12 protein-coding genes are annotated in these 12279 nt (G+C 63.4%); 10 read left to right on the forward strand and 2 right to left on the reverse strand.

Annotation, left to right across the window (positions count from 1 at the left end):
* Positions 1-45: 45 nt before the first annotated feature.
* Positions 46-552: a YHS domain-containing (seleno)protein gene (locus HB630_RS00430; protein WP_213769399.1), complete on the forward strand. Its 507-nt coding sequence runs from the start codon at positions 46-48 to the stop codon at positions 550-552.
* On the opposite strand, the gene HB630_RS00435 is transcribed toward HB630_RS00430, so the two are convergent.
* Positions 530-1393, reverse strand: coding sequence for a 3'(2'),5'-bisphosphate nucleotidase CysQ (locus HB630_RS00435; RefSeq protein WP_213769400.1), 864 nt, complete (start codon positions 1391-1393; stop codon positions 530-532). The genes HB630_RS00430 and HB630_RS00435 overlap by 23 nt on opposite strands.
* Before the next feature lie 226 nt (positions 1394-1619).
* On the opposite strand from HB630_RS00435, the gene HB630_RS00440 reads away from it, so the two are divergent.
* The 6 genes from HB630_RS00440 to HB630_RS00465 all read left to right on the forward strand — a co-directional run bounded on the left by HB630_RS00440 (position 1620) and on the right by HB630_RS00465 (position 8338).
* Positions 1620-2267: a histidine phosphotransferase family protein gene (locus HB630_RS00440; protein WP_213769401.1), complete on the forward strand. Its 648-nt coding sequence runs from the start codon at positions 1620-1622 to the stop codon at positions 2265-2267.
* Positions 2268-2566: 299 nt separating this feature from the next.
* Complete coding sequence (locus tag HB630_RS00445) at positions 2567-5275, forward strand: hybrid sensor histidine kinase/response regulator (RefSeq protein ID WP_213769402.1); 2709 nt, start codon at positions 2567-2569, stop codon at positions 5273-5275.
* An 11-nt stretch (positions 5276-5286) separates the two neighbouring features.
* Entirely contained in the window at positions 5287-5754 is a 468-nt protein-coding gene (locus HB630_RS00450) for a chemotaxis protein CheW (RefSeq protein WP_213769403.1), read from the forward strand.
* 71 nt (positions 5755-5825) lie between these two features.
* Positions 5826-6191, forward strand: a complete 366-nt coding sequence (locus HB630_RS00455; RefSeq protein WP_213769404.1) for a response regulator — start codon at positions 5826-5828, stop codon at positions 6189-6191.
* 75 nt (positions 6192-6266) lie between these two features.
* On the forward strand, positions 6267-7463 hold the full coding sequence (locus tag HB630_RS00460; protein WP_213769405.1) for a chemotaxis response regulator protein-glutamate methylesterase: 1197 nt from the start codon (positions 6267-6269) through the stop codon (positions 7461-7463).
* Positions 7460-8338 (forward strand): protein-glutamate O-methyltransferase CheR, encoded by an 879-nt coding sequence (locus HB630_RS00465; RefSeq protein WP_213769406.1) that lies wholly within the window; start codon positions 7460-7462, stop codon positions 8336-8338. The genes HB630_RS00460 and HB630_RS00465 overlap by 4 nt, the downstream gene beginning before the upstream one ends.
* Positions 8339-8606: 268 nt before the next feature.
* Here HB630_RS00465 and HB630_RS00470 read toward each other — a convergent pair whose 3' ends face one another.
* Positions 8607-9308: a response regulator transcription factor gene (locus HB630_RS00470; RefSeq protein ID WP_015688285.1), complete on the reverse strand. Its 702-nt coding sequence runs from the start codon at positions 9306-9308 to the stop codon at positions 8607-8609.
* 365 nt (positions 9309-9673) lie between these two features.
* Between HB630_RS00470 and fliI the strand changes: the two genes are divergently transcribed.
* The 3 genes from fliI (at position 9674) to HB630_RS00485 (ending at position 12266) form a co-directional block, all read left to right on the forward strand.
* On the forward strand, positions 9674-10999 hold the full coding sequence (gene fliI, locus HB630_RS00475; protein ID WP_213769407.1) for a flagellar protein export ATPase FliI: 1326 nt from the start codon (positions 9674-9676) through the stop codon (positions 10997-10999).
* A 108-nt stretch (positions 11000-11107) separates the two neighbouring features.
* Entirely contained in the window at positions 11108-11527 is a 420-nt protein-coding gene (gene fliJ, locus HB630_RS00480) for a flagellar export protein FliJ (RefSeq protein ID WP_213769408.1), read from the forward strand.
* A gap of 193 nt (positions 11528-11720) precedes the next feature.
* Entirely contained in the window at positions 11721-12266 is a 546-nt protein-coding gene (locus HB630_RS00485) for a sigma-70 family RNA polymerase sigma factor (RefSeq protein ID WP_213769409.1), read from the forward strand.
* The last annotated feature ends 13 nt before the right edge of the window (positions 12267-12279 follow it).

Raw genomic sequence — 12279 nt, forward strand, 5'->3', positions numbered from 1 at the left:
GGTTGCGTCCACTGTCCCCCGACTCGAATGTTATCGGCATCAACTATGACGGCACCACGGCAGGAAGGAAACGGCAGGCGCCCCGGAATCGCCTTGATCGCATTATTCGCAGGGCTAGGCATGTTGTCCGGCTTGCCGCGCGCGGTCCATGCCGCGACCACTGAACGGGTGGTCGCGAATCGTTTCTCCGGCCTTGCCATCGAGGGCTTCGACCCCGTGGCTTATTTTGCCGATGCCAAAGCCGAAATCGGCCGGGAAGAGTTCGAGGCCTCGGAGGCCGGCGTGGTCTGGCGTTTTTGCAATGAAGGCAATCGCGCCGCCTTTGTCGCCCATCCCGATATTTACGGGCCCCAGTTCGGCGGATACGACCCGGTCGACGTCGCTCGCGGCGTCGCGGTGGCCGGCAATCCGAACTTCTGGCTGGTCACGGGACAACGGCTTTATCTGTTCAGCCGCGAGCAGGCCCGTGACGCCTTTGCCGCGGATTCCGCACGCATTCTGCGGATCGCGAAGCTGCGCTGGCCGAGACTCAGGCAGACCCTGGGGCGGTAGGCGTGATTCGCCCTGCTGCCGCCGGATCGCCCCAGGCGATGAATTCCGGCACGATGAAATCCTTGCGGCCCTCGCCGTAGCGCAATTCCGCGCCGCGCGAATCAGTGATCTTGCCGCCCGCCGCGGTGACGATGGCGTGGCCGGCCGCGATATCCCATTCGCAGGTCGGAGCGAGCCGCGGATAGATATCGGCGGCGCCTTCCGCCAGGCGGCCGAATTTGACCGCCGAGCCGAGCTTGAGCCGAGTGGCGCCCGGCCGGGCCGCGATGAAAGCCTCGGTGGAGGCATCTCCATGCGAGCGGCTGACGGCTGCGATCCAGGGCGCGCCCGGCGCCGGCACGGGGCGGGTGTGAATCGGCTCGGGCTGCCCCGGTGAGGCATCGGCTGTCGCTAGCCGTTCGGCGCCTTGTCCCACCAGCCCGCGCCATATCCATCCAAGTGCCGGCGCGCCGATGATGCCGAGCAGCGGCGTGCCGTTGGTGACCAGCGCCAGGTTGACCGTGAACTCGTCGCGGCCGGCGACGTATTCCTTGGTGCCGTCGAGCGGGTCGATCAGGAAGAAACTGCCGTGATAAGGCGGTTTGGCCAGATGAACCCGCTCCTCGGAGACCGCCGGAATCGCAGGGGCGAGCCGGGCCAGGCCTTCGCCGATGATGCGGTCGGCGGCGAGATCCGCTTCCGTCACCGGAGAACCGTCCGGCTTGCCGTCGATTTTCATGGCAAGGCGGTTGACCGCGAGAATGGCCGCGCCGGCCCGGATCACCAGATCGGTCAGCGGCTGCATCAGCAGGGCCGCGGTATCGCGGCCGATCTCGGATCCGGACAAAGGGGCCTCGTTCATCGGTGGATTCATCGGGTGGATTCTCGGGCGAACCTCACCGGCGGACAGTCATACCTATATGTTTTTCCCTGCGACAGAGCCGCTTCAATCGTGCCTGTTGACGAAAAGGAACCATAGGGGTGGGGTTGCTCCGTGTTGGCGCCGCACGCGTCCCCAGTGTATCAAGCCTGCTGACAGGCGTGATTCGGCTTGGCCCGCGCCGTGCAGATATCCAGGAACACCTCTTATGTCTGGCACTTCGTCTCCCAATCCTGCCCCTGACGCCCTCGAACTTGCGGCGCTGCTGTGTTCGCGGGTTTGCCACGACCTCATCAGCCCGGTCGGCGCCATCGTCAACGGGCTGGAGGTCCTCGACGACAATCCCAAGCCGGAGGATCGCGAGTTTGCCCTCGATCTGATCCGCAAGAGCGCCAAGACCGCGTCGGCGCGTCTGCAGTTCTGCCGCCTGGCATTCGGGGCGGCGGGCTCGGCCGGCGCGCAGATCGACCTCGGCGACGCGCAGAACATGGCGCGGGGGCATCTGGAGGACGCCAAGACCAAGATCACCTGGAGCCTGCCGCGCCTGCTGCTGCCGAAAAACCGGGTCAAGCTGCTGTTGAACATGATGGTGATCGCGCAGCAGACCATTCCGCGCGGCGGCGTGATCGCGGTCGACCCGATCGGCGAAGGCGAGGTCATGGGATTCCGTGTCGCCGCCAGCGGACTGAACGCGCGCATGCCGCAAAATATCGCCGATCTCCTGAGTTCGAGTCAGAGCGCGGGCGTCGATGCCCATGCGGTGCAGCCTTATTATACGCGGCTCCTCGCCGAAGCCTGCGGCCTGAAGGTGGTGCTGGCGCCCGAGGGCGATTCGATCGTCGCAACCGCTTCGTGAAAAGCGCATAGCGTTTTCGAGCGGAGCGGATAGCAGTTCGCGTCAGGAAAACGTGTCAAAGCAATGAAGAGAAAGCCTCGGTTCTGATTCCATCAGAACCGAAAGGGCGCTCTACACGGCCGGTATGGTTAACCGGAGGTTTACAAATCGCGGCCGGATCGCGTGCGGCGCTCTTATCTCTTTGTTGAGAGCGTTCTTTTCCGGTTACTCAACTAATATTAAACGCTTTGCATAGAAGCTGACCAAACTCCGAAAGGCGTGTCGATGTGGCGCGTCCCGTGTGTTCTAGGGTCGGTTTCATGGATGATTTGTTGCGGGAGTTTCTGACCGAGACCAGCGAGAGCCTGGATACGGTCGATAATCAGCTGGTGCGGTTCGAGCAGGAGCCGAACAACGCCAAGATTTTGGATAACATCTTTCGCCTCGTCCACACCATCAAGGGGACGTGCGGCTTCCTCGGATTGCCGCGGCTGGAAGCGCTGGCTCATGCCGGCGAGACCCTGATGGGCAAATTCCGCGACGGCATGCCGGTGACGGGGGATGCGGTCAGCCTGATCCTCGCCAGCATCGACCGCATCAAGGAACTGCTTGCTCAACTGGAGGCGACCGAGGCCGAGCCGGAAGGCGACGATCAGGATCTGATCGTCCAATTGCACGAAATGGCCGAGCGCGGGACGCAGGCCGGGTCAGAACCGGATGCCGCGGCTCCCGCAGCAGCGCCCGAGGCCGCGCAGGAGAACGCTTTGGTGGTGCAGACGCTGGAGCGCGAACTCAGGCCCGGCGAAGTGTCGCTGGACGAACTGGAGCGCGCCTTCCGCGAGACCGAAACCGAGTCCGCGCCGTCGCCGGCACCTCAGCCTAAGCCCGAACCGGCGCCGGCCGCAGCCGCGCCGAAAAGCGAGCCGAAGCCGGCCGTGAAGAAAGTGGCCGCCGACTCCGAGATGCAGGAGGCGGACAAGGTCGCCAACCAGTCGATCCGGGTGAATGTCGACACGCTGGAACATCTGATGACGATGGTGTCGGAACTTGTTCTGACCCGCAACCAGCTGCTGGAGATCTCGCGGCGCAACGAGGACACCGAATTCAAGGTGCCGTTGCAGCGGTTGTCGAACGTGACGGCCGAATTGCAGGAAGGCGTCATGAAGACGCGGATGCAGCCGATCGGCAACGCTTGGCAGAAGCTGCCGCGAATCGTGCGCGACCTCTCGGGCGAACTGCACAAGCATATCGAACTGGAGATGCACGGCGCCGACACCGAGCTCGACCGCCAGGTGCTCGATCTGATCAAGGATCCGCTCACCCACATGGTGCGCAACTCCGCCGATCACGGGCTGGAGACGCCGGCCGAGCGGCTCGCTTCCGGCAAGCCGGAGCAGGGTACGATCCGGTTGTCCGCCTATCATGAAGGCGGCCACATCATCATCTGCATCGCCGACAACGGCCGCGGCCTCAACACCGAGCGCATCAAGGCCAAGGCGATCTCCAACGGTCTCGTCACCGAGGCCGAACTGGAGAAGATGACGGAAGCCCAGATCCACAAATTCATCTTCGCGCCGGGCTTCTCGACCGCAGCCGAAATCACCAGCGTATCCGGCCGCGGCGTCGGCATGGACGTGGTGCGCAACAATATCGACCAGATCGGCGGCACCATCGACGTCAAGTCGGTGGCGGGCGAGGGCGCCAGCGTCACCATCAAGATCCCGCTGACGCTGGCCATCGTGTCGGCGCTGATCGTGGAGGCCGCCGGCGACCGCTTTGCGATCCCGCAGCTCTCCGTGGTCGAACTGGTGCGGGCCCGCGCCAATTCGGAACACCGCATCGAGCGCATCAAGGACACCGCGGTGCTGCGCCTGCGCAATAAGCTGTTGCCGCTGGTGCATCTGAAGAAGCTGCTCAAGACCGACGACGGCTCCTCCTCCGATCCGGAGAACGGCTTTATCGTCGTCACGCAGGTCGGCAGCCAGACCTTCGGCATCGTGGTCGACGGCGTGTTCCACACCGAGGAAATCGTGGTCAAGCCGATGTCGACCAAGCTGCGTCACATCGACATGTTCTCCGGCAACACCATTCTGGGCGACGGCGCGGTGATCATGATCATCGATCCCAACGGCGTGGCCAAGGCGCTCGGCACCTCGGTCTCCGCTTCCCACGAGATCTCGGACGAGAACGCGGCGTCGCGCGCCGCCACCGCCGAGCAACTGACCTCGCTCCTGGTGTTCCGCGCCGGCTCCAACCAGCCGAAGGCGGTGCCGCTCGGGCTCGTTACCCGGCTGGAGGAGATCGCCACCGACAAGATCGAACTCTCCAACGGCCGCCACATGGTGCAGTACCGCGACCAGCTGATGCCGCTGGTGCAGATGGTCGGCGTCAATGTCGCCACCTCGGGATCGCAGCCGATCCTGGTGTTCGCCGATGACGGTCGCTCGATGGGACTGGTGGTCGACGAGATCATCGACATCGTCGAGGAACGGCTCAACATCGAGGTCGCGGGCAGCCGTGACGGCATTCTCGGCTCCGCCGTGATCAAGGGCCAGGCCACCGAGGTGATCGACGTCGGACACTTCCTGCCGATGGCGTTTGCCGACTGGTTCGCGCGCAAGGAAATGCGCCCCTCGGCGCTGTCGCAATCGGTGCTGCTGGTCGACGATAGCGCGTTCTTCCGCAACATGCTGGCGCCGGTGCTGAAGGCGGCCGGTTACCGGGTGCGGGTGGCGCCCAACGCGCAGGAAGGCCTCGCCGCCCTGCGCTCGGGCCAGTCGTTCGACGTGGTGCTGACCGACATCGAGATGCCCGACATGAACGGGTTCGAGTTCGCCGAGACGATCAAGGCCGATCAGCATTTGAGCTCGATGCCGATCATCGCGCTGTCCTCGATGGTGTCACCGGCGGCGATCGAGCGCGGAAAGCTCGCCGGCTTCCACGATTACGTCGCCAAATTCGATCGGCCCGGCCTGATCGCGGCGCTGAAGGAACAGACCGCCGAACTGAGCCGTGCGGCAGCAGCGTAATGGAGTCCACCATGACCAAGACCCAGACCATCCAAAATTCCGTCGCGGAATACGTCACTGCGGTGATCGGCGGGCAATTGTTCGGACTGCCGATCTCGCGGGTCCAGGACGTGTTCATGCCGGAGCGGCTGACGCGGGTGCCGTTGTCGCCGACCGAAATCGCCGGCGTGCTCAATTTGCGCGGCCGCATCGTCACCGTGATCGACATGCGTGCCCGGCTTGGCCTGCCGAAGAACGACGATGGCAAGCCGCCGATGGCGGTCGGTGTCGATCTGCGCGGTGAATCCTATGGCCTCTTGATTGATCAGATCGGCGAAGTGCTGACGCTGCCCGACGACGGCCGCGAGGACAACCCCGTCAACCTCGATCCGCGCATGGCCAAGCTTGCAGGCGGCGTACATCGCCTCGACGGCCAGCTCATGGTCGTCCTCGATGTCGACCGCGTCCTCGAAATCGCGCCGGCGCAGCTCGCGGCATAGATCAACGGCTAACGTGGACCGAGCAGCAATGGAAACGCCCGCGCTGGGCACTGAGGAAGCAGAGGGCTAACATGAAAACATGTTTAGTGGTCGATGATTCAAGCGTGATCCGCAAGGTCGCAAGGCGCATTCTGGAAGGACTGGACTTCCACATCCTCGAAGCCGAGGACGGCGAGAAGGCGTTGGAAGCGTGCCGGCACGGATTGCCCGAGGCGATCCTGCTCGACTGGAACATGCCCGTGATGGACGGCTACGAATTTCTCGGCAATCTTCGCCGCATGCCCGGCGGCGACCGGCCCAAAGTGGTGTTCTGCACCACTGAAAACGATGTCGCGCATATCGCGCGCGCGCTTCACGCCGGCGCCAACGAATACATCATGAAGCCGTTCGACAAGGATATCGTCACGGCCAAGTTCCAGGAAGTCGGACTTATCTGATTTGGTATCTTATCCGGTGGCTGAACGGCCTTCGGCGTTGTTTCTGTAGTGCCGCTGTAGCTGTACCGGTGAGTAATGAGTGTTGCGTTGACAACTGCCCCCATCCCGAATTCGACACGGCAACGGCCGCTGCGGGTGATGGTGGTCGATGATTCCGTCGTCATCAGGGGTCTGATCTCCCGCTGGATCGAAGCCGAGCCGGACATGGTGGTGGTGGCATCGCTGCGCACCGGCCTTGAAGCCGTCAACCAGCTTGAACGCGCCGATCCCGATATTGCCTTGCTCGATATCGAGATGCCGGAACTCGACGGCATTTCCGCGCTGCCGCGGCTGCTGGCGAAGAAGCGCGACCTCATTGTCATCATGGCTTCGACGCTGACCCGCCGCAACGCGGAGGTCAGTTTCAAGGCGTTGTCGCTCGGCGCGTCGGATTACATCCCGAAGCCCGAGAGCACCCGCGCATCAGGCGCCGCCGAGATTTTCCACCACGATCTGATCCAGAAGATTCGCTCTCTCGGCGGCAAGGTCCGCCGCACCGCGCCGGCCCCGGCCCCGGCTCCGGCGAGGCACGCCACCGTGGTGCCGCTTCTGGCGCCCGGCGTCGAACGCGCGCGTGAAGCGCAACTCCGGCTCCAGCCGGTTCCGGCCGAGCCGCCGCAACCGGTGCGCCATGCCTTCAGCACCCAGGCGCCGCGCGCGCTTCTGATCGGTTCGTCGACGGGCGGCCCGCAGGCGCTGATGACGCTGGTCGCCGATCTCGGTCCGGTCATCGACCGTTTTCCGGTGCTGATCACCCAGCATATGCCGCCGACCTTCACCACCATTCTTGCCGAACACCTCGCGCGTTCGAGCCGCCGGCCGGCGCGCGAAGCCATCGACGGCGAGGTCGTCAAGCCGGGCAGGATCTATCTCGCGCCGGGAGGACGCCATATGCGCGTCGTGCGTCATGGCGCCGAGGTCGCGATCGCCCTCGACGACGGTCCGCCGGTCAATTTCTGCAAGCCCGCGGTCGATCCCTTGTTCACCTCCGCGATCGATGTCTGGCAGAGCGGCGTTCTGGCGCTGGTCTTGACCGGCATGGGCTCGGACGGCATGCGCGGCGGCAAGGCTATCGTCGCGGCGGGCGGCAGCGTGATCGCCCAGGACGAGGCGACAAGCGTGGTGTGGGGAATGCCCGGTGCGGCCGCCAATGCGGGCATCTGCGCCGCGGTGCTGCCGCTCAACCAGATCGCGCCGAAGCTGGTTCGCGTGTTTTCGGGAGACCGCTCGTGACGCCGGCTGATTATGAGTTCCTGCGCAGGCTCCTGAAGGATCGTTCCGGCCTCGATTTGTCCGTGGACAAGCAGTATCTGGTCGAGAGCCGCCTGATTCCGCTGGCGCGAAAGGCGGGTCTTCCCGGTATCGCCGAACTGGTTCAGAAATTGAGGGCCGGCGGCGCCGAGACGCTGACGGTCGACGTGGTCGAGGCGATGACCACCAACGAGACGTTCTTTTTTCGCGACAAGATTCCGTTCGATCATCTGCGGCAGACCATCCTGCCGGACCTGCTGCAGGCGCGCGCCAACCGCCGCTCGCTGCGGATCTGGTGTGCGGCGTCCTCCACCGGGCAGGAGCCGTATTCGATCGCGATGTGCCTGAAGGAAATCAGCTCGATGCTGACGGGATGGCGGGTCGAGATTCTCGCCACCGACCTGTCGCAGGGCGTTCTCGAGAAATCCAGGGCGGGCATCTTCAGCCAGTTCGAGGTTCAGCGGGGGCTGCCGATCCAGATGCTGGTCAAGTATTTCACGCAGAACGGCGAGCTGTGGCAGATCAATGCGGATATCCGCGCCATGGTGCAGCATCGGCAGCTGAATCTGCTGCACGATTTTTCCAATCTCGGCACCTTCGACGTGATCTTCTGCCGCAACGTGCTGATCTATTTCGATCAGGAGACCAAGGCCGGCGTCTTCAACCGGCTGGCGAGGTCGCTGGAGCCGGACGGCTATCTCCTGCTGGGCGCGGCGGAAACCGTTGTCGGACTGACCGATGCCTTCCGGCCCTATCCGGAACGGCGCGGGCTTTACCGCTCAAGCGCGGCGCCGCTGCCGCACGCCGGAGCGGCAGCGATGCCACCGCCCTTGAAAGCGGTTGCGGCGGGGCGGTGAGCCGTCAAAGCGGTCCTTCAACCGTCTCCCGTCAGACGGCGGGCGCGCGTTCGAGTTAAAAAGCCCGCGTATGGTCGAAGCGAAAACCTGCCCCGGCGGCGCTCTCGACGTCATCAGAACCGGGCTCTGCCCTCTTGTTTTGATGCGTTTTCTTCACGCGAACCGGAATCCACTTCGCTTGAAACGCTCCAAAAACAAAAACCCCGCCATTTGCGGCGGGGTTCAGTCGGAAGGACGGGCCTTTGGCCCGCCGTAAAACCAAGCGGGATCAGGCGGGAATGCGCTCTTCCTGCTCGTGCGGCTCGCGCAGCACATAGCCGCGGCCCCATACCGTTTCGATGAAGTTGCGGCCTTCGGAAGCATTGGCGAGCTTCTTGCGCAGCTTGCAGATGAAGACGTCGATGATCTTCAGCTCGGGCTCGTCCATGCCGCCATAGAGGTGGTTGAGGAACATTTCCTTGGTCAGGGTGGTGCCCTTGCGCAAGGAGAGCAGCTCCAGCATCTGGTATTCCTTGCCGGTCAGATGCACGCGCTGGCCGCCGACCTCGACCGTCTTGGTGTCTAGATTGACCACGAGATCGCCGGTCTGGATCACCGACTGGGCATGGCCCTTGGAGCGGCGCACAATCGCGTGGATGCGGGCGACCAGCTCGTCCTTGTGAAAGGGCTTGGTCATGTAGTCGTCGGCGCCGACGCCGAGACCCTTGACCTTGTCCTCGATGCCGGCGAGGCCGGAGAGGATCAGAATGGGTGTTTTGATCTTCGACACTCGAAGCTGCTTGAGCACATCATAACCCGACATGTCGGGCAGATTGAGGTCGAGCAGGATGATGTCGTAATCATAAAGCTTGCCGAGATCGACGCCTTCTTCGCCCAGGTCAGTCGTATAGACGTTGAAACTCTCGGATTTGAGCATCAATTCGATCGACTGCGCGACGGCGCTGTCATCTTCTATCAGCAATACGCGCATGCCAGTCCCCTATCGTCGCCGCCCCGGGCGTCAGGTCGGCCGCACTTGCGGCACTCAAAACGCCTTTGCACAACTGATTCGGATCCTGACGACATATGGTTAACAAAATCTGATTCCGGTACGCAAGCTCTCACCGTGCAATTTTTTTCGAATCGCCCTAAGATATTGCGCCAAACCAGTTTTTCGTATCCACTCTCGTTCAAGTTCCGCATTAAGAGACGGGCCTAACCGACTCCCGTGACTCGACCTTCTTCTGATGGTCGAGCGCACCCAGTCATCAAAGACAGTGACGCAATGATTAACGATGCGGGTAAACACGAAGTTAAGGGCAAAATCTCAATGTGGCGAAACTTAAACTTTTCGCAATGAAAGCACTGGCCCAGCAGATCGACGATATCGACGGCGTCAACATCTATGGCCGTGTGGTGGGCGTGCGCGGCCTGATGGTCGAGATCGCGGGGCCGATTCACGCGATGTCGGTCGGCTCCCGCATCGTGGTCGAGACTGGGAGCGACCGCTTCATCCCGTGCGAGGTGATCGGCTTCTCCGGCAGCAACGCGGTGGTGATGCCGTTCGCCGGCCTCGACGGGGTCCGCCGCGGTTGCCGCGCCGTCATCGCCAATGCCGCCAACCAGGTGCGGCCTTCGCCGGCCTGGCTCGGGCGTGTCATCAACGCGATGGGGGAACCGATCGACGGCAAAGGGCCGTTGCCGCAAGGCGGCTCGCCGATGCCGTACCGGAATTCGCCGCCGCCGGCCCATTCGCGCCAGCGCGTCGGCAAGCCGCTCGATCTCGGTGTGCGGGCGCTCAATACTTTTCTGACCTGTTGCCGCGGCCAGCGCATGGGTATTTTCGCCGGTTCCGGCGTCGGCAAATCGGTGCTGCTGTCGATGCTGGCGCGCAACGTGGACGCCGACGTCACGGTCATCGGCTTGGTCGGCGAGCGCGGCCGCGAGGTGCAGGAATTCCTTCAGGACGATCTTGGCGACAAGGGGCTGGCGCGCTCGGTCGTGGTGGTGGCGACGTCGGACGAGCCCGCTTTGATGCGGCGACAGGCGGCTTATCTGACGCTCGCGATATCAGAATATTTCCGGGACGAGAACAAATCGGTGCTGTGCCTGATGGATTCGGTGACGCGTTTCGCGATGGCGCAGCGCGAAATCGGTTTGTCGGCAGGCGAGCCCCCGACCGCCAAGGGCTATACCCCGACCGTGTTCACCGAATTGCCGAAGCTGCTCGAGCGCGCCGGGCCCGGCCTCGGGGTCGGCAGCATCACCGCGATCTTCACCGTGCTGGTGGACGGCGACGACCATAACGAGCCGATCGCGGACGCGGTCCGCGGCATTCTGGACGGCCACATCGTGATGGAGCGGGCCATTGCGGAGCGCGGACGTTTCCCGGCGATCAACATTCTCAAGTCGGTTTCCCGCACCATGCCGAAGGCGGCCGACCCGGCGTTCCTGCCGACCATCATGCGGGGCCGCGGGGTGATGGCGACCTATGCCGACATGGAGGAATTGATCCGGCTGGGCGCCTACCGGGCGGGCTCCAGCCCCGAGGTCGACGAGGCGATCCGGCTGCATGAGCCGCTGGAAGGGTTTCTGCGCCAGGGCAAGGACGAAGTATCCACCCTTAACGACGGCTATCGGCGGCTTGAGCAAATCCTAGGTAGTTTGGAAACGGAACGCTAACTTTGTCGGGCCATCATCCTCGCCACACAGTTGAGACACCGGCCGGGCCCTTTGGGGAAGCCGGCTTCGTCCCGCGTTCAAATCGGGACTTCTGGGGAGTATGAGTCGATGAAGTCACGTGAAACGCTTATCCGCCTGAAGAAATTTCAGGTCGACGAAAAGCGTCGGAGGGTCGCTCAGATCGAGAGCATGATTGCTGACTTCCAGCGCATGTCGGTCGATCTCGAGCGGGAAATCCAGACCGAGCAGGAGCGCGCCGGGATCAACGATCCCACGCACTTCGCCTATCCGACCTATGCCAAGGCTGCGATCCAGCGGCGGGAAAATCTGACCCGCTCCGCCGATGAATTGCGCGTTCAGCTTGAAGACGCCAAGGGTCTGCTGGCGGAAGCCTTCGAGGAGCTCAAGAAGGTCGAGCTTCTCGACGAGCGCGATCAGGCACGCGAGCGGGCCGAAGAGAGCGCCCGCGAGCAAGCCGATCTCGACAGCATCGGACTGATGCGCTCGCGCATCGGCGCGGTCGCCTGACGCTGTTTCGTTCTTCAACCGCTTGCACCATCGGGAAGACCCGGGCCGCGAGGTCCGGGTTTTTGTTTTGCTGTCCACAGGCCGGCTGCTGGCGGCGTGGTGGACCGGATTGACGCGAGCTATGATGCCGCCGTTATGGAATCCTGCTGCGGCCGACAACAGCGGCGAGGCATTGCGAGTTTGAGGGCATCGAATGCTGACGCCGGCTGAGTTGGTCTGGCTGATCGCCGCCGTAGCGAAGGCGGATGAAGCCGCTTTCGAGCGCCTTTACGCCGCCACGCGGTCGAAACTTTTCGGCGTGGTGCTGCGTATCCTGCGCCGGCAGGATCTCGCGGAGGACGTCATTCAGGAGGCTTACGTCAATATCTGGAACAGCGCCGGACAGTTCAATCCCGGTCTGTCGTCGCCGATCACCTGGATGGCGTCGATCGCGCGAAACCGCGCCATCGATGTCGCGCGCAAGCGGGGCGAAGTCTCGATCGAGGAAGAGCCGGTGGCCGCGGAAGTGCCGGCCGAAAGCCCGGATCCGCTCGCGCGCAGCGAAATGAGCGAAGAGCTGAAGCAATTGCTGGAATGCATCGGGCGGCTGGAGCCGGACCGCCAGAAGCTCGTGCTGCTTGCCTACTACAACGGCTGGAGCCGGGAGCAATTGGCGGCGAAGTTCGAGGCGCCGGTGAATACGGTGAAGACGTGGCTGCATCGCAGCCTGATGGATATCCGGGAGTGTCTCGGACTCTAGGTGATTTTGGACT

It is taken from the genome of Bradyrhizobium sp. dw_78 (assembly GCF_018449525.1).
In the GTDB taxonomy this organism is placed as follows: Bacteria; Pseudomonadota; Alphaproteobacteria; order Rhizobiales; family Xanthobacteraceae; genus Bradyrhizobium.